The sequence below is a fragment of the Streptomyces sp. XH2 genome, assembly GCF_049725035.1.
GTDB classification, from domain to species: Bacteria; Actinomycetota; Actinomycetes; order Streptomycetales; family Streptomycetaceae; genus Streptomyces; species Streptomyces roseoverticillatus.
This window is the reverse complement of record NZ_JBMMMZ010000005.1, coordinates 353,979-370,893: the sequence shown is the minus strand read 5'-3', so window position 1 is coordinate 370,893 and position 16,915 is coordinate 353,979. Positions and strand designations below refer to the sequence as shown.

Annotated in this window: 17 protein-coding genes and 3 pseudogenes; 6 read left to right on the top strand and 14 right to left on the bottom strand. The window is 69.7% G+C overall.

Annotated features, from left to right (window positions below):
* Nucleotides 1–34 precede the first annotated feature (34 nt).
* Both ACOTKD_RS12910 and ACOTKD_RS12905 read left to right on the top strand, forming a co-directional pair.
* Nucleotides 35–844 carry a VOC family protein gene (locus ACOTKD_RS12910; protein WP_424889037.1) on the top strand — a complete coding sequence of 270 codons (810 nt, stop codon included), beginning with the start codon at nt 35–37 and terminating at the stop codon, nt 842–844.
* Between the two features lie 551 nt (nt 845–1,395).
* Nucleotides 1,396–1,719 carry a TfoX/Sxy family protein gene (locus ACOTKD_RS12905; protein WP_424889036.1) on the top strand — a complete coding sequence of 108 codons (324 nt, stop codon included), beginning with the start codon at nt 1,396–1,398 and terminating at the stop codon, nt 1,717–1,719.
* A gap of 193 nt (nt 1,720–1,912) precedes the next feature.
* Here ACOTKD_RS12905 and ACOTKD_RS12900 read toward each other — a convergent pair whose 3' ends face one another.
* The 10 genes and pseudogenes from ACOTKD_RS12900 to ACOTKD_RS12855 form a co-directional block, all read right to left on the bottom strand.
* The gene (locus ACOTKD_RS12900; RefSeq protein WP_424889035.1) at nt 1,913–2,272 is read right to left on the bottom strand and encodes a helix-turn-helix domain-containing protein; all 360 of its coding nucleotides are present in this window, start codon (nt 2,270–2,272) and stop codon (nt 1,913–1,915) included.
* A 244-nt stretch (nt 2,273–2,516) separates the two neighbouring features.
* Nucleotides 2,517–3,011 carry a hypothetical protein gene (locus ACOTKD_RS12895; protein WP_424889034.1) on the bottom strand — a complete coding sequence of 165 codons (495 nt, stop codon included), beginning with the start codon at nt 3,009–3,011 and terminating at the stop codon, nt 2,517–2,519.
* Nucleotides 3,012–3,058: 47 nt separating this feature from the next.
* Nucleotides 3,059–3,520, bottom strand: a complete 462-nt coding sequence (locus ACOTKD_RS12890; RefSeq protein WP_424889033.1) for a hypothetical protein — start codon at nt 3,518–3,520, stop codon at nt 3,059–3,061.
* A 134-nt stretch (nt 3,521–3,654) separates the two neighbouring features.
* The gene (locus tag ACOTKD_RS12885) at nt 3,655–4,527 is read right to left on the bottom strand and encodes a hypothetical protein (protein WP_424889032.1); all 873 of its coding nucleotides are present in this window, start codon (nt 4,525–4,527) and stop codon (nt 3,655–3,657) included.
* Between the two features lie 68 nt (nt 4,528–4,595).
* Nucleotides 4,596–6,260, bottom strand: coding sequence for an MFS transporter (locus ACOTKD_RS12880; RefSeq protein WP_424889031.1), 1,665 nt, complete (start codon nt 6,258–6,260; stop codon nt 4,596–4,598).
* A gap of 90 nt (nt 6,261–6,350) precedes the next feature.
* Nucleotides 6,351–6,692: a DoxX family protein gene (locus tag ACOTKD_RS12875; protein ID WP_424889030.1), complete on the bottom strand. Its 342-nt coding sequence runs from the start codon at nt 6,690–6,692 to the stop codon at nt 6,351–6,353.
* 47 nt (nt 6,693–6,739) lie between these two features.
* A pseudogene (locus tag ACOTKD_RS12870) lies at nt 6,740–7,264 on the bottom strand (fumarylacetoacetate hydrolase family protein); the annotation flags it as partial.
* Between the two features lie 132 nt (nt 7,265–7,396).
* Nucleotides 7,397–7,618, bottom strand: coding sequence for a hypothetical protein (locus ACOTKD_RS12865; RefSeq protein WP_424889029.1), 222 nt, complete (start codon nt 7,616–7,618; stop codon nt 7,397–7,399).
* Nucleotides 7,619–7,681: 63 nt separating this feature from the next.
* Nucleotides 7,682–8,368, bottom strand: coding sequence for a VOC family protein (locus tag ACOTKD_RS12860; RefSeq protein ID WP_424889028.1), 687 nt, complete (start codon nt 8,366–8,368; stop codon nt 7,682–7,684).
* A complete protein-coding gene (locus ACOTKD_RS12855; RefSeq protein ID WP_424889027.1) occupies nt 8,365–8,487 on the bottom strand; it encodes a hypothetical protein in 123 nt (40 codons plus the stop codon). The genes ACOTKD_RS12860 and ACOTKD_RS12855 overlap by 4 nt, the downstream gene beginning before the upstream one ends.
* A 436-nt stretch (nt 8,488–8,923) precedes the next feature.
* Here ACOTKD_RS12855 and ACOTKD_RS12850 point away from each other — a divergent pair, with 436 nt between their 5' ends.
* Entirely contained in the window at nt 8,924–10,060 is a 1,137-nt protein-coding gene (locus ACOTKD_RS12850) for an FAD-dependent oxidoreductase (protein ID WP_424889026.1), read from the top strand.
* A gap of 86 nt (nt 10,061–10,146) precedes the next feature.
* Here ACOTKD_RS12850 and ACOTKD_RS12845 read toward each other — a convergent pair whose 3' ends face one another.
* Together ACOTKD_RS12845 and ACOTKD_RS12840 are read right to left on the bottom strand one after the other, a co-directional pair.
* Entirely contained in the window at nt 10,147–10,524 is a 378-nt protein-coding gene (locus ACOTKD_RS12845) for a hypothetical protein (RefSeq protein ID WP_424889025.1), read from the bottom strand.
* Between the two features lie 252 nt (nt 10,525–10,776).
* A complete protein-coding gene (locus tag ACOTKD_RS12840; protein ID WP_424889024.1) occupies nt 10,777–11,244 on the bottom strand; it encodes a spore-associated protein A in 468 nt (155 codons plus the stop codon).
* Nucleotides 11,245–11,588: 344 nt separating this feature from the next.
* On the opposite strand from ACOTKD_RS12840, the pseudogene ACOTKD_RS12835 reads away from it, so the two are divergent.
* Both ACOTKD_RS12835 and ACOTKD_RS12830 read left to right on the top strand, forming a co-directional pair.
* Nucleotides 11,589–11,773, top strand: a pseudogene (locus tag ACOTKD_RS12835) (IS5/IS1182 family transposase); the annotation flags it as partial.
* A gap of 620 nt (nt 11,774–12,393) precedes the next feature.
* Nucleotides 12,394–12,486 (top strand): annotated as a pseudogene (locus ACOTKD_RS12830) (macro domain-containing protein); the annotation flags it as partial.
* 351 nt (nt 12,487–12,837) lie between these two features.
* Here ACOTKD_RS12830 and ACOTKD_RS12825 read toward each other — a convergent pair.
* Nucleotides 12,838–13,170 carry a hypothetical protein gene (locus ACOTKD_RS12825; protein ID WP_424889023.1) on the bottom strand — a complete coding sequence of 111 codons (333 nt, stop codon included), beginning with the start codon at nt 13,168–13,170 and terminating at the stop codon, nt 12,838–12,840.
* 636 nt (nt 13,171–13,806) lie between these two features.
* On the opposite strand from ACOTKD_RS12825, the gene ACOTKD_RS12820 reads away from it, so the two are divergent.
* Nucleotides 13,807–14,577 (top strand): TetR/AcrR family transcriptional regulator, encoded by a 771-nt coding sequence (locus tag ACOTKD_RS12820; protein ID WP_424889022.1) that lies wholly within the window; start codon nt 13,807–13,809, stop codon nt 14,575–14,577.
* A 122-nt stretch (nt 14,578–14,699) separates the two neighbouring features.
* Here the strand turns inward: ACOTKD_RS12820 and ACOTKD_RS12815 are convergent, their stop codons facing one another.
* A complete protein-coding gene (locus tag ACOTKD_RS12815; RefSeq protein ID WP_424889021.1) occupies nt 14,700–16,850 on the bottom strand; it encodes an FG-GAP repeat domain-containing protein in 2,151 nt (716 codons plus the stop codon).
* Between the last annotated feature and the right edge of the window lie 65 nt (nt 16,851–16,915).

The following is a 16,915-nucleotide window of genomic DNA, read 5'->3' as shown; positions in this document are numbered from 1 at the left end:
CCTCATCCCGTGCGTTGTGGAAGGAATACGTGTCATGACTGCGTTTTCGCCCGGCAGTGTCGTCTGGTTCGAGATCGGCACCGCTGACCCCGAGGCTGCCCAGGGCTTCTACGGCTCGCTGCTCGGCTGGACCTTCCAGGCGGTTCCTGCCGCCGGTGGCCACCCGTACACCCTGATCACCGCCCCGGGTGCGGCCTTGCCGATGGGCGGGATCCGGGAGCCCGCCCCGGACGGCGAGGAGACGATGTGCCTGTCGGTGCGGTCCACGGACGTGGAGGCCGACATGGCCCGGCTCACGGACCTGGGCGCGAAGCCGGCCGGCTCGGTCGGTCCGGCGACTGACGGGGGCCCCTGTGCCCGCCTGCGGGACCCGCGCGGCACCCTGTTCTCCGTCTGGCAGGCCGCCGGTAACGCTGCTGACGATCCGGCCGGCGCCGGTGGCGCTGCCGGTATCCCGGGGCCCGGTTCGCTGGGCTGGTTCGAGATCGGCACCACCGACATCGAGGCGTCCAAGACCTTCTACGCCAAGGCCTTCGGCTGGGACTACATCCGTGACACGGGCGTCAGGAGCAGGCCGTACTTCGCCGTCGTCGCCCCCGGCCACGAACGCGGCAGCGGCGGCCTGGTCGACACCAGCGGGACCAAAGATGCCGAGGGGGCCCGGGACTACGCCGTCCCGCAGTTCCTGACCGCGGATGTGCCCGCCACGATCGCGAAGGCGAAGACACTTGGCGCCACCGTGGAGGCCGGACCGGAAACCACCGCCTACGGCCTGACCCACGCCCGCCTGACCGACCCTCGGGGCCTGCGCTTCCTGGTCTTCTCTCTGCCGCAGCAGAGCTGAACGGCTGGACACGCCCTGATCGCCCCCGGGTCCAGGTGCCACGCAGAAAGACGTCGGCCGGACGTCCCGGAGGGGTAGCCTGGCCCTGTTTCCACCGAGGGCGGGACCTCTGAGGCCGTCTCGGGTGCCTAACCGCAGACCTCCGGGGTGCTTGCGGGCTGACCGCAACGCCCCCGGCACCGGATACGCCAAGGCAGCCGGTGATCGGCACTGGAACGACCCCGGTCAATCTCGCCTCGGGGAGGAGAGGGCCGGAGACGGTGACGTCGGCGCTGGCCCCTGACGCGCAGGCCAGGACCAGCACAGCCGCCGCGCAACCGGTGAACGCTGCCCGGACCATCCTCACGAACCCTCCCCGAAGGCGCCGTGCCCCACCCGACACACCGGACCGTAGCCCCCCGGACGCCCGCGTGGCAGCGGCGTACAGCGGCCCGCTCCCCGCACACCGGTCCCTGACGCGCCTGTTCCCTGCCGGGGCCGCACCCTTAAGAGAAACGACGACGCACCCGGAAACCCGGCCCTGCGGGACCGCCTGAGAGAAGGGCGAGGTTATGGCTTACGACGAAGTACTGGCGGAACGCATCAAGGAGCGGCTGGAGCCCGAGGGCGTGGTCGCGAAGAAGATGTTCAGCGGCTTGACCTTCCTCCTCCAGGGAAACGCGCTGGCCAACCTCTACGACGAAGGCCTCATGGTCCGCGTCGGCAAAGAAGGAACCGACGAGGCCCTGGCACGCCCCGGAGCCAGTCCCCTCGTCATCCGGGGCAAAGAACAAAACGGCTGGGTCGTGCTGGCCGAGGAAACCCTCGACGACGACATCCTGGACGACTGGCTGAAATGGGCTATGGACGTCACTGCGGAACTCCCGCCCAAGTGACACCCCGGACCGGGTCACACTGGTCAGGCGGGAGCCTTCCCGTGCCCAGGTGTGGTGGGGTGCGGTGCGGCCGGTCGCTAGATCTCCGGCGGCCCGGCGCGGTGGCGTTCGTGGTGGAGGTGGTGGCTGGTGGCATTCTGGGCGAGGGCGAAGCCCAGGATGAAGACTTTCTGCCGGTCGAGGCCGTAGGAGATCATGTGGCGGTTCCACAGACTGGCGTCGAGCTGGCTGTGGAGGGACTCGGTGTCGCTGCGGTAGGGGTAGACCAGGCGGTAGGGGTAGACCAGTTGGTGGGCGCGGGTGTCCTGAGGGGTCTGCTGGAGATGCTCGGCGCGAGCTTCGCCGGCTTGGGGCGAGGGGCTCGCCGATGCGCCTCCTGGTCCGCGGCGGTGGCCCGGTAGTGCTCGTGCCCGCCGTTGCGTGCGATCTCTCGTGAGATGGCCGACGGCGCCCTCCCCAGCCTGCCGGCGATGCGACGGGCAGACTTGCCGGCCGCGACGGTGGCCCAGTGGCTCACCGACCATTCCGGCGTCGAGGTGACGGCCGTACGCATCGGGCTGGACGCCGATCGTGCGTGGAGTACTCGCCGAACCGGTTGATGTGCTCGGTCAGGTACGGCGAGATGTGGACGTCAGATCCTCCGGGGCGATCTCCCAGCCCTCCTCCGGCAGCTGCCGGACGATCTCCGCGATGTCCAGGGCGTTGTGAAAGATCACCGCTTCTGTGAACTATCGGCTCGCTCCTGCCGAATGAGCTGTCGAGCTCAGTCACGCCGGTAGTCATGGGCATGGCGACCTTCAGTGCATCTTCCCGATCTTCAATGCTCGCGCCCGCTCTCCGGTGTTGTCTGGGCGGATTCGTTCGGCCAGGCAGTGCCGGTGGGAGATTATGGTGTGGCTTCCTGGACCGTCATTGCTCCGCGAGTCCAGGACGAGGGCGTCTCCACCTGGGCTCACCGTGATCCGTTCACCACAGAAGTCGCAGCTCCAGGTCAGCGACTCAAGGTCGGCAGGTCGGATGCTGAGCCGCACTGACACCGGCGGATGCCAGCGGTGGATTTGCTCGATCACTGCATCGATCTGAGAACCGATGGGTGGAAAGAGCGCGAGTAGTTCCTCATAGCTGCTCGTGGTCCGGGAGAACTGCTGGGTCATGTCGATAGAGGCCGACAGGCCGGCGTTCTCGTAACCGACGATCTCAACGACCACACCCCATGGGTGATGGCTGAGGACCGTGGCCTGAACCTTCTGGCCAGGCATGAGCGCCAGACTCTCCGTCTCGAACCTTTCCATGAGGCGCTGCCCCTTCCTTTAGCCCAGCAGGCCGTGCCTGGTAGCGCTCATGCGCGCGTGTCGTCGACGTCGGAGCCGATAGCCGCGCTCAGGGCGCGCAAGGCGTCGTCGTATTGGTGCCGGTCGAACTGGAACGGACCGAATGCCACATAGTCGCGGGTCTCGCGGTGCGGTTGCTCGAAGGCGTCCCAGGCCACGAGGTCGGTTGTCGCGGTGATTCGGGCCATGAGAGGCCAACATCCCCACTCGCCGCATTCACAACCGAGAACAAGTGTCTTCGACCCCATCGCGTTGGTGGACCGTCCGAGGAAGTGGTCCTGCATCGGGCCGAACCGGAAGAACTCCGGGATCAGACCGCCGTAGGCGTCACCTGCGGGCTGCATCCCGGCCGCGATCTCGAACCCGTCGATCAGTTCGGTGAGCGGTGCTCCGTCGATGTGTGGGACGATCACGAGCGGGCCGCCTTCGCCCCGGTGCCGGCAGTCGAACCGGATCTCATTGCTGGTCATCCAGGGATTGTCTCAGCAAAGTCGTTCCCTCCTCCCGCATAGGTTGAGCTGCGGCTATGCCTGGCATGCCGAGGTTGATCACCGTGCTGCCGCCGGAAGCTAGTCGGTCCATTTGAGCAAGCTTGTCGAGCCGGTCACGCTGAGCAGGATCGGGCAGAGCACCGGACAGCGGACGCAGGCATGCTCATGGATGCAAGAGGGTGCCGAACGCGCGGCCGCATGCACCGATGGAGACCTTTCGCCGCTCGAAGTGGCCGAGGAACTCCTGCCATTCCTCGTCGGTGGGGACACGGTATTCCTCGCTGGGGCGGAGGGACCGGCGGCGGGCCAGGAAGGCCATGTGCGCCTGGATCGCCTCCCTCGGGGTAGACGGCCTTGTAGCCGAGAGTCACTTTGATGTCCTGGTGGCCTGCGATCACCTGGGCGATGTGCGGCGGTAGTCCGTTGAAGATGGCATCGGTGATGAACAGCCGTGGGAAGTCGTGTGGTGTGTAGCGGAGTGGTTCGTCGGTGGCGTCGGTCAGTCCGGTTTCGATGAGGGCCTGGTCCGGCACGGTGCGGACGGTTTCGTCAGTGAACGCGCGGTTCTTGCCGCAGATGCGCCGTGGGAACAGCAATGGGGCGGGCTCCTGCCACTCGCATTCGCCGCGGTCGTGGGAGCGGACCAGGGAAACAGCACCGGTAGTGTCCCGGACTCGGCGGATGATCGCGCTGAGCACGTCGGCGAGCTCGGGGCTGACCAGCAGGAGCCGCTCGATGTCCGTCTTGGACGGAACGATCTGGAGAAGGGGGACGAGTTCACCGGTGGTGGGCAGCCGGTATCGGACCAGGCTGTGGTGACTGAGTTCTAGCAGGTTCGGCGAATGCTCCACACACGAGCTCGGTATCCAGCCCGGGCCGTACGACCCGAAGCTGGATGTCGACTTCACCGGCTTCGCGACCAGGGCCTGGCCGCGGCAGGCATCGGCCAAGCCGCCTGAGCCGGCCACGGCCAGTTTCAGTGTCATAGGCCGTGGATGTGACGCACGAGCTCGTTGAGGGCAAGTCCGCCGCTGTTTCGAGAACAGAGGCCGCCTCAGCGGGTTGATGCGGTTATTGCGGGGGTGGAGGCTGGGGTGCTCGGCTCCGGCTTCTGTGCGGGTGGGGTGTGGCGGCGGGCGGGGAGGATCAAGGTGACCAGGATGGTTCCGGCGGCGAGGATGATGCCGCCGATGAGGCTGGTGTGGGCGATCACGTGGTCGGCGGCGGTGGTGAGGGTTTGGGCGGGCTGGGAGCCGAGGGCCGGGTCGTGGGCGATGCGCTGGGCGACGGCGCGGGCACCGCCGATGGAGTCGGTGGCGGTGTCCAGGGCGGCGGGCGGCAGGTGGCCGGTGAGGGTGGTGGTGAGGGTGTCCTTGTAGGTGGTGGCCAGGATGGAGCCGAGGGCGGCGATGCCCAGGGAGCCGCCGAGTTCGATGGCGGTGTCGTTGATGCCGACGCCGACGCCGACGCCGACGCCGACGCCGACGCCGACGCCGACGCCGACGCCGACGCCGACGCCGACGCCGAGGTCGGCTTCGGGGAAGGCGCCCATGATCGTGTCGGTGCACGGCGAGGTGCTCAGCCCGATGGCCAGGCCGAGCAGCAGCAGGGTGGGCAGGAAGTCGGTGTAGGCCGAAGCGTCGTCGATGCGGGTGAGCAGGAACACCGCGACGGTGCCCAGCACCATGCCGGCCGTCACGACGTACCTGGTGCCCAGCCGCGTCGTCAGCGGGCCGGTCAGCGCGGCGCCCGAGAACACGGCGGCGCCCAGCGGCAGCAGTCGTACCCCGGTGGTCAGCGGGCCGTAGCCGAGGACGAATTGCAGGTGCTGGGTGGTGTAGTAGATGGTGCCGAAGGTGCCCAGGAAGAACAGCAGCACGGCCAGAACGGCGCCGGTGACCGCTCGGTTGCGGAACAGGGCGAGGTTCAGCAGCGGGCGCGGGTGGCGCAGTTCCCAGGCGATGAAGGCGGCCAGGCCGGTGGCGGCGACCGCGGCGGCGGTGAGGGCGGGTGCGCCCCAGCCGTGGTGCGGGCCCTCGATGATCACGTAGACGAGGGAGCCGACGGTCACCACCGACAGCAGCCCGCCCATCAGGTCCAGCCGCCCCATGCCCGCGGCCTTCGACGGCGGCACCAGCACCAGCGCGGCGACGAGTGCGACGGCGGCGACGGGCACGTTGATCAGGAACGTCGAGTTCCAGGCGTGGTCCTCCAGCAGCCATCCGGCGAGCAGCGGGCCGGCGGCGATGGCCAGCCCCGAGGTGGCAGCCCAGACGGTGATGGCCCGTGCGCGTTCGGCGCGGGGGAAGGTAGCGACCAGCAGCGACAGGGTGGCAGGCATGACCACCGCCGCGCCGATCCCCATCACCGCGCGGGCCGCGATGACCGCCCCGGCGCTGTGCGCCAGGCTGCCGGCCACCGCCCCGCCCCCGAAGACCAGCAGGCCTGTGACCAGTGCGCCGCGGCGGCTGTACTTGTCGCCGAGAGCGCCCAGCACCAGCATCAGCGCGGCGTAGGGGACGGTGTAGCCGTCGATGACCCATTGCAGATCGCTGCTGCTCAGGCCCAGGTCCTCCGTCATGTCGGGCGCGGCGACGATCAGTGAGGTGTTGGCCATTACCACGATCAGCAGGCTCAGGCAGAGCACCAGCAGTGCCCACCACCTGCGGGCGTAGGGGCCGTCCATCCGGTTCACCGGGGTGTTGGCTATCAGCGGCATCGGATGCCCTTCTTGTCGTGCGAGGGGGGGCGGGCCGTGCCGGGCCCGCGAACGTGCTTGTCCGTGTGCGGTGGCATGCCGGCGACGCGGTCAGACGGTGAGGGTGAGGACCAGCAGGGCGAGGGCGGTGACGACGGCGGGGGCGATGGCCTTCGCGGAGTCCCGGGACTTGAGGTGGGAGCCCGCGGCGCCGATCATGAGCAGGCAGATCGCGGCCGCGGTCACCGAGGCGAGGGGGGCGATCGCGAGTCCGGCCAGCAGGCCGATGACGGCGGCGAGTTCGGCGGCGCCGACGATCCGGCTCAGCTGGGGGCCGATGCCCAGGTGAACGGCGTGTTTGCGGGCGGTGGCGGTGGCGAGCGCCTTGCCGGCTCCGGAGAAGCCGAACAGGACGGACAGCAGGATGGTCAGGGTGACGATGGCGGCGTGCATGGGTGGTTCCTCGGGGGTGACTTGGGGGCGTTCTTGGATGGGCCCGGTCAGGGTGCGCTGCCGCGACCGGTACTGGTGCAGCGGTTGCGGAGCTCGCCGAGCCGGGTGATGGCCGTGCGCAGCGTGCTGCCGGGGGTGAGGTAGCGGGCGGGGGTTAGGGCGTAGCCGACGCCGGAGGGGGTTCCGGTGAAGATCAGGTCCGCGGGACGCAGTGCGCACACGCGGGACAGGTGGCTGATCAGGGGCGGGACGTCGAAGATGAGGTCGCGGGTGCGGCCGTGCTGGACGGTGTCGCCGTCGAGGGTGCAGGTCAGGGTGAGGTCGGCTGGGTCGTCGAGTTCGTCGAGGGTGGTGATCCAGGGGCCGATGGGGGCGAAGGCCTGGTGGCTTTTGGCGAGGCTGAACTGCGGGGGTGTCCCCGTCATCTGGCCGGTGCGTTCGGAGATGTCCTGGCCGACACAGAATCCGGCGAGATGGCCGGGGGCCTTGTCGGCGGGGATGTCGCGGCCGCCTTCGGCGATGACGACGACGAGCTCGGCTTCCCAGTCGCAGGTGGCGGTGGGCAGCGGGACGTCGGCTAGCGGGACCGGCCAGGCTGGAGGGGAACTTGGTGAAGACGAGAGGCGAGTCGGGCAGGGCCAGGCCGGTCTCGTCGCTGTGGTCGCGGTAGTTGAGGCCGATGGCGAAGACCTGCGACGGGGTGGTCACGGGCGGTCCGAGGCGTGTGGGGTCGGCCTCCAGCGAGGCCGGGTCACCGTCGGGTCCTTGGCCGGATGGTCGGTGGCGAGCCAGTGGCGGATCTGCGCGACGTGCGCGACGCAGGCGTCGGGGGAGGAGGGGAAGCGGCCGCCGGAGGCGGCTGCCACGTCGATCACACCGTCCGCGGTGACGACGACGGCCCGTCCATCGAGGTTGGCGAGTTTCATCGAGAGGACTTTCTGCTTGCGTGCCGGCCCGCGGCGGCGAGGGGCCGTGGGCCGGGACAGGGGTCAGACGTGCGGTGTGACGGGGGGCCGGGTGTCGCTGAGCATCGCCCGTACCTGTTCGTCGGAGGCCGTGGCGAGCACCTGGTAGACCTCGTCGGGTAAGTTGGGGTGCGGCTTTCCGCGGTCCAGAGCGGGCTGGGCAACCGGTACGCCGGGCCGCCGGTCCGGGGCCGGGTCGCGGTAGCGGGCGAGTTCGTCCGGAGTGATGCCGGCCAGCGCGACGACCTCCGGGTCGATCCACGCGGTGTCGTCGATGGCTTCGCCGGTGGTGAGTTCCAGGGCGAGCCCTTCGGGTCCGCCGAAGTAGAGGGACTGGCAGAACCCGTGGCCGACGGGGCCGAGCACCATGACGCCGCGGCTGCGGATCCGGTCCCGCAGCGCCAGCAGATCCTCGACGCCGTCCAGGTCGAAGGCGACATGCTGCATGGCGCCCGCCGCGACCGGTCCGGTGGGCGTGCCGGCGTGGGTCAAGCCCCATTGGAGTGTGTCCGGGTTGTCGGGGTGCTGGACGAAGGCGATGCAGGAGTGCGGGTTGAGTTCGAGGAAGGCGTGCCAGGCACACTCGGCGCCGTGCATCCAGTAGAGGGCCTTGGGCTTGCAGCCCAGGACGTCGGTGAAGAAGTCGATTTGGGTCTTGATGTCGCGGGTGGCGATGGCCAGGTGGTTGACTCCGCGCGGGTGGACGATCACGGCTGGTCCTCCTTGGTCGCGGTGGAGAGGGTTGTGCGGCACCACGTGCTGACCACGCGGGCGTAGTCGGCGGTGTGGAAGAGCATCAGCTGGTGGACACCGCCGGGGTGGACGTACAACTCGACCGGCCCGGCCGTGGCGGCGGCGACGCCGCGGGCGGTGGCCCTCCGACATGGGCCGGCCGAAGCAGGCCCCCGGGGGGGGCCGCGTGAGCAAGACGGATGCCCAGGGATGACGACGAACAGCCGGCTGCCGTCGGCGGCGGGTGGTGGCGTGTTCTCCAGGTCACCACGGTCCAGCCGGCCTCCAAGTCCGGAGGCACCTTGTCGGGTGGTTGTCGGGGCGGTCGGCGGTGGTCGGTGATCTGTCGGTGGCCTGTCGATGACCTGTCGACGGCCACCTGGACATTGGAGCCCGCTGGCACCGGGCCATTAACGGCACCGGAACCGGCACCGGCCACCAGCAGCGCATCGTCCCGGCTTACTGGAGCGGCGATCCCGGCGAATCCTGCCGGGCATCGTCCGCACAGCAGCCCAAGATCAAGAAGGAACCCCCATGACTACTGACGTCACGATCATCGGCGCCGGGCTCGGCGGCCTCACGCTCGCCCGCGTCCTGCACGTCCACGGAATACCGTCCACGGTTTATGAGGCGGAGGCCTCCCCGGCTGCGCGTTCGCAGGGCGGGATGCTCGACATCCACGACTACAACGGACAACTCGCCCTCGCAGCAGCCGACTTGATGGACGAATTCCGCGGCCTCATCCTGGAGGGCCGTCAGGCCATGCGGGTCCTCGACCCGGACGGGACCGTCCTGTTCGACAAAGCCGACGACGGCACGGGCGGACGCCCCGAGGTGCAACGCGGCGACCTGCGACAGATCCTGCTCGACTCGCTCCCGTCCGGCACCGTCCAGTGGGGGCACAAGGTCACCGGTGCCCGTAACCTCGGCGAGGGCCGCCACGAGGTGACGTTCGCCGACGGCGGCACCGTCGTCACCAGCCTGCTGGTCGGCGCGGACGGCGCGTGGTCACGGGTCCGGCCGCTGCTCTCCACCGTCACACCCGAGTACACCGGCAAGTCGGTCGTCGAAACCTACCTGTTCGACGCCGGCACCCGGCACCCGGCCGCCGCAAAGACGGTCGGCGGTGGGTCGCTGATCGCGCCCACGCCGGGCAGGGAGATCTTCGCGCACCGGGAAAAGGGCGACACCCTGCACGCCTACATGGGGCTGTCCGAGCCGCTGGACTGGTTCGCCGCCATCGATTTCGCCGATGCCGCCGCGGCCACCGCGCGGATCGCGCAGGAATTCGACGGCTGGGCGCCGGAGCTCACCGCCCTGATCACCGAGAGCGACGTCACGCCGGTCCTGCGCCCCCTCTACGCCCTGCCGACCGGGCACCGCTGGGACCGGGTGCCGGGGGTGACCCTGCTCGGCGACGCCGCCCACCTCTCGGCCCCGAACGGCGAAGGCGCCAACCTGGCCATGCTCGACGGTGCCGAACTCGGCAAGGCCCTCGCCGCGCACCCCGACGACATCGAGGCCGCGCTCGCCGAATACGAGCAGGCCATGTTCCCCCGCAGTGCCGGGGCTGCCGTCTTTGAAGGTGGCGAGGGCCCCGGGACCGACTCCGACAACCACGCATTCCACGACCTGATCGCCGCTGTCACCCGGCACGAGCAGTCCCGATAAGGCGGCATGCGCCGCCGTGGGGCGCAGCGCCCTCTGGCCGGCCCCGCTGCACGGGGGGCACGGTGCCTATAGCGGCTTTCAGTGGCCTACAGCGTCAAAAGGGGCTCCAGGGAGCGCAGCTGCCGGCGGATCTCGTCCAGAGGCAGGGTTTGGTCACGCTCCAGGACGAGGTAGATGAAGATGCCGCCTTCGCGCAGCCGCGGCAGGGGCCGGATCATGTGCAGTTCTCTGTCCAGCGTGATCAGGATGTCTTCCACGCTGTCCGGGGGATAGCCGAGCAGCTCGAGCGTGTACAGCTTGGCACGCATGACGTCGCTGTCCCCGTAGGCGACCTTGTCCATGTCCAGCCCGCTGCCGCGGTCGAGCCAGCCCAGGACGCTGCGTTGGCGGAAATCGACTATCGCGACACCGGTGGCTCCGCTGATCGCCAATGCCTTCTCCAGGGCAGTCTCAACGGTGTCCATCGGTGCACGACCTCCTTCGACCAGGAACCCGAGAGGGCGCAGTGACGCCCAGGCTTCCCGGCTTCTCAGAGCATGCACGCTAGCGGAGATGTCGTACATCATGCATGCACCGCCTCAAGCCTCACCGTGCATGAGCCCATCGGGTCTGCCGGCTGGGCACGGCCCGGTCGACCGTGACTTCGCCCTACCTCGCCGTGCAGCCGTCGGCCCGGCACGACCGGCTGCCGGCGTGGGCTCCGCTTCGACCCCAGGTCAGCGGACCTGCTGTCCCGTCCGGGCCAGGCTGCCGCAGTTCGCCTTGGAGCGGGCCACGACGTAGCCGTCGATCTCGCCGCCCCAGTCGACGCACTTGCCCTTGGCGTCCAGATGGAGCGGCCCGGCGTACGAGGTGTAGAAGCCGTACTGTTCCTGCTTCGACTTCAGTTCATTGTTGCGCTGGATCCAGGAGCCCACCCACAGCCGCGAGCCGGTCGAGGTGTTCCGCTTGGTGACCACGCAGTTCTTGCCGGTGGCGGCGTTGTAGGCCGGCAGGACCGCCCCTCGGCCAGGGATCGGGATCTGGTTGACCTGCACGTATCCCGTGCCGCACTCCCCGTTGTACGTGGTGGCGGCGGGGGCCGGAGCGGCGACGGACGTTCCCGTGCTCACCACCAGGGCGGTGACGGTGGTGGCGGCGAGCAGCGCAGCTCCTGCAACGCGGTTACGTTCAGCACGCTTCACTGTGTACTCCGTGGACGTCGCATGGTGCCGGTTGATGGTTGATGGTTGATGGTTGACGGGTGTACGCGGGACGGCCGTCTCCGTGCCCACACAGACACGCCGCGCCCCGAAGGGGGTGTGCGCCCCTTCATCCCCACAGCGCAGAACCGGCCACCCGCTGCACCGCGGCGGTGCGCGCCCGATGCCGGCGCGCGATGGTTCGGACGGCTCGGTGGTCAATCCGGTCAGGGGGCAATCCCGACTACCGCTACCTGCGGCAGGTGTACCAGGTGCTGCAGTACGGCCGGGTCCGTCGGAAGGTGTGCGCGCCCGCGGCGTCCGCCGATGGGTGCACCGGGGACGCTCGTGGCAGTCACGGCGGTCGGCCATCCGCCTTCGACCGTGAGGCCACAAACAGCACAACACCGTCGAACGCTGCATCAACCGTCTCAAGCAATGGCGCGGCACCGCCACCCGCTACGAGAAGACCGCCACCGTCTACCCCGCCGGACTCCACCTCGCAGGCATCTTTCTCCGGTCGGCACGCTGATCCAAAAGAAACGGCCTAAAGATCTTCTCGTAACTCTGCAACTGGGCTGCTCCGCCAGCAGCGTTGCCCGCGCACCCGGGGGCCGAACAGGGGGTCTCCGTGGCATGGGGGTACCTCCTCCCCGGATGGGGTCTGTTGCAAGATGGGAGGACTTGTATGGCAAACGGTGCACTCGGGCACGGTGTGTGCCGGTATCACTATGCGCCCCGTGACACCACCGCGCACCGGAACGATTCCGCATGCGGGGTCACGGCCATGGACATGTCTCCTTCTGGATGGTCAGCCGCCGGTCAACATCCGCCACACAAAGGAAGCTCCATGCGCCTCCGCCACACTGTCGCCGCTGCCCTCGGCGCCCTCACACACACCGTCACCCTGCCCACGTCCGCCAACGCGGCCGTCGGCGAGTTCGCCTACACCTACCGCAACGCCAGCGGCGTTGGGGTGCCCGGCGGTCTCACCGACCCGCGCAGCGGGCAGTGCATCAACGTCCCCGGCGCGACCGAGGAAGTGCCCGCGTACGCGCCCAAGAACCTCACCCCATCGGTGGCGACGGTGTTCGTCGACCCGGACTGCGACGGAGACACCTTCTACGTCATGAACCCGGGCAAGATCCTGGGCTGGGTGCGCGGACAGTGGCGTTCCCGGCGATCTCCACAGGCGTCTATCGGTGGCCCGTGGAGGGCGCGGCCCGCATCGCGGTCGAGACGGTGTGACAGACGGAGACGTCGGTGGAAGAGGCCCCCGATGGCAGCACCGTCAGGACCAGGACGGGCAGCATCAGCGGATGCAGCGCGGTCACGACACCGAACGCCGCCACCGGCTTGATCAGCGCCGACATGAACGACTGCACGTCGTGGATCAGCCGGTCACAGCGCACCGACCCCGTCTCGGCCGCCTCATGCTCTTCGGAGGACTCCGGCCGCAAGAACGCCGACAGCTCCACCCGCAGCATCGCCTCGACCACCGCGACGTCCGCCGCCGTCATCAACCGCGGCTTCAGCCGCCCGACCGGCCAGGACGCCAGCCCGTACGCGACCCTCCCACACCGGCCGCGACCGCGATCACGACCAGCGCCGGCAGTGCCTGGTGCACCGGTGCGACGCCGAACCGGACCCGAGAACTGGCACCATGGCCCGAGCCGTCGCCGCCAGCGCCACCGCCGACCCGATCCCGTAGACGACCTGCGCACCGACCATGGCGAGCACGTCACGGCGGTCGATCCGCCACGCCATCCTGAACACCTGCGTCAGCACGGCCGGGATCGTCGTCACCAACTGCCGGACGCCGTGCCGGTCGAACGCCGACTTCGTCCACTGCGCCTTGCGCTCGATATCCACCGGCTCCGGATACGGCGGCCGTGTCCGGGCCTGCTCGTCCCCTTGCACACCCTTCATGAACGTCCTTCCTCCCCTTGAAGGCATTTCAGAAGATCAGTGAGCTCTGCTCCGACAGCGCGTACACCGTGGCCGCCCGGCGTCGCGGAAGGGCCCGCCCGTCGTCGCGGCGGCCAAGTCCTTCCTGATCATGTTCGAATCGCAAACGCACCCCCGTGGCATTTGCGGACCGATCCTGGTGGTAATGCATCACGCCTCCTCGTTGACGAGCGGGTCGGACAAATGATCGGAAAATGGCCCTCGGATGGATGTGGTCACGGCCATTCGAGGGCGTTTCGTCGTACGAATTCGGATATCCGTCAATCGGCCTGCGATCGCTGGGCAGGCGGGCCGCGGGGTGGTGTGCGATTCACCCGGCCGTGGCCGCTCACCCGATCCGGGCCTTGTGTTGCTCCCGGAAGCGGCAGGCCTCCGCCCGCCGACCGGTGGTTGCCGGTCGGCGGGTGCTGCCTCTTTTTTGCAACTGACCGGGTGATGCCCGGCAAGGGGCGGTCACATGGCGTCCTCGGCTTCCTGGTCTCGGCCGGTCGTCTGCGGCAGGCGGTCCCGTACAGCGTGCGTCTTCCGTACGATGTACACGCGCCCGTACACCGTGCCGCCCGGGGGCCGTCCCGGGCTCGAGAAAGAGGAGGCCGCATGCCGGTCGACGATGATCAGCCGAAGCAGACGATCCCATCGGTGTGGACCCGGCCCCAGCGCCGCAAGCGGGAGCAGCCCACGCTCAGCCGGGACCAGATCGTGTCTGTCGCCCTGGAGCTGCTGGACGCCGACGGCATCGACGCACTGAGCATGCGCAAACTCGGCACCCGCCTGAACGCCGGGGCCACCTCGCTGTACACGCACGTGGCCAACAAGGACGAACTGATCGAATTGGTCGTGGACGAGATCTACGGCGAGATCGAGGTGCCCGGCGTCGACACCGCGGACATGCGGACCGAGTGGCGCTCGGCCGTCACGAGCTGCGCCCAGAGCCTGCGGTCCGTGTTCCACCGGCACCCCTGGATCGTCTCCGCGCTGGGTGAGGCGGGCGTGGTCTCCCTGGGGCCGAACGCGATGCGGCTGTCCGAGGGCATGCTCGCCGTCTTCGAGGAAGCCGGCTTCTCGCTGGAGCAGGCGGACCTCGCCGTGAACGCGGTCGTCTCGTACGCCATAGGGGTGTCCACCACCGAGGCCGCGTGGCTGTCCAGGCTCGCCCGCAGCGGTCTGAGCGAGCAGGAAGGCGTGGACAGCCTGTGGCCGGCGGTCGAGCAGGCCGCGCAGGCGTACCCGCGGCTGCGCCGGCTGTACGCCACGCAGCACCTCCAGGACTCGGTCGGCACCCGCAACGACAACTTCGGCGACGGGCTCGACTGCGTCCTCGACGGCCTGGAGATCCGGCTCCGCCGTACGCGAGGCGCCGCGGACTGAAGCACACCGCCGCCGGGACTGGCCGGGGCCCCGGCCCCCGGGGGCGCGGGGGGGCGGGGGGGCACGGGTGGGAGTGGGGGCACGGGTGGGAGTGGGGGTGGCGGCGGGCGGATCCCGGCGGACTACCAGCCGGTGCCGATCCGGGCGCGGTCGCCCAGGGCGTTGGTGCCGGTGCCCGTGCCCGTGCCCGGGTAGAAGTAGAGGCTCCCGGTGGCGCCGGCGGGTGCCTCTACGGCGTCGACGTCGCCCTTGCCGTCGCGGTTGAAGTCCGCGCCGACCAGCTGTCGCATGGTGTCCCAGCCGGTGCCGATCCGGGCACGGCCGCCCAGGGCGTTGCCGCCGTCGAGCGAGCCGGAGCCGGGGTACGCCCAGAGATCGCCGTCCCGGTCCACGGCCACGAGGTCGGCCTTGCCGTCGGCGTCGAGGTCGCCCGGGCTGGTGAGTTCGGTCATCGTGTCCCAGCCGGAGGCGATGCGGACGCGGCTGCCCAGGGTGTTGCCGCCGTTGACCGAGCCGGAACCGGGGTAGGCCCACAGGACGCCGTCCTTGTCGACGGCCAGCAGGTCGGGCTTGCCGTTCCGGTCGGCGTCCATCGTGGTCAGCTCCCGCATGGTGTTCCAGCCGGTGCCGATCCGGACCCGGTCCCCGAGGGTGCTCATGCCCTTGGCGGCACCGGTGCCCGGGTACGTGTACAGGATCCCGGTGTCGGAGTCGACGGCGAGCAGGTCGGCCTTCCCGTCCCCGGTGAAGTCACCGGCGGTGAGCTTGCTCAGACCGCCCCAGCCGGTGCCGATCTGGACGCGGTCGCCGAAGGTGCCGCTGCCGGTGCCGGGGTAGAGCCACAGCTTCCCGGTGGCGGTCTCGATGCCGACCAGGTCGGGCTTCCCGTCGCCGGTGAAGTCGGCGGAGGCCAGCCGGGCCATGCCCACCGGGGCGGGGTCGTCGGGCCAGGACGCGTGGACGACCATCCGCCGGTCGCCGGCCTCGTTGGCGATCCACAGCTCGTCACTGCCGGGCCAGTAGGAGAGGTTCTCGATGTTCACGCCGGTGCGCGTGACGAGGCGCACCGGCTCATCGGGCCTGGCGTGGTAGAGACAGCTGGGGATGTCCACGCCACCGTTCTTGGCGTCGACGAACTCCGGGCACGGGCCCGCGATGGCGAACCGGCCGTTGTTCATGGCGATCCCCTGTGTGCCGCCCATCGGGGAGGCGAAGGCCTCCGACGCCTGGACGCGTCCCGAGGCGTCGGCTTTCAGCCGGCCGGTGACCGGGTCGATGGGCCAGCGCACGACCGGCGCCGTGGCCTTGCCGAACTTGTCCTCCACGCTGTACGGATCGCCCTCCGCGGTGATCAGGGCGGGCTGGGACCCGCTGAGGTCGAGTGATGCCGCGGTCAGGCACGGGCGCTGCTGGACGTTCGCCGGCGGGTATGTCCCGCAGCCTTCTCCTCCCACGCCGGTGTACGCGTAGCTGCCGGTGCGCGGCAGGACGTAGTCGAAGCCGCCCCCGTGCGTCCGGCCGGACGCGTCCACGCCGACCGAGGCGTCGGCGGTCGTGTCCATCTTCCAGATGCCGTTCAGGTCGAAAACGTCGAAGCCGCTGCCGATGGACGCGACATAGAGGCGGCTTCCCGCCCAGACCACGCCGTTGGCGTGCCCGCCCAGGGCCGCGAAGTTCTTGCTGTCGTCGGAGAGCCCGACCAGGAGGACGTGCCGATAGGTGACATGGGACGGATCGGTGACATCGGCGAAGGTGATCCGCTCCCGCTTGTCGCCGGACGCGCTCCAGCCGGCGATGAGCACCTTGCGGCCGTTCACCAGGGTCTGTGCCTGGGGCGATTCACCGGATCCGGCGAGGCCCTGCGGATACCAGGCCGTGGTGCCGTCGTCCTCGGACGACCAGCAGAAGCCCTGTGCCCCGGCGATGTTGGACGGGTGGCACAAGGAGCGGGCCGAGGTCACGTTCGAGGTGTCGGCCAGGACGCCGTTGATGCCGGTGCGCTTGAGGGAGGAATGGGCGGACTGGAACGTGGACACGCGGCTCGCGTCGCGGCCGTTGTCCCACTGGAAGCCCAGACCGTCGGTGCTGATGCGGGTGACGGCGTTGTAGGTGGCGATGCCCCCGTCGGGGACAGCGGGGGCGGTGGGCGCGGGGGCGGGGGCGGCGACGGCCGGGCCGCCGGTGGCGAACCCCACCGTCAGGGACGCCAGCGCCCCCAAGGCCGCGGCGATGCCTCGGGCTGCGGCGCGGGTTCCGCGGACTGGTCTGGTCATGGCGATGACTTGCCCTTTCCGGAGAATGAGGAGGGGCCGCCGCCGCGTCATGGGTGCGGCGGCGG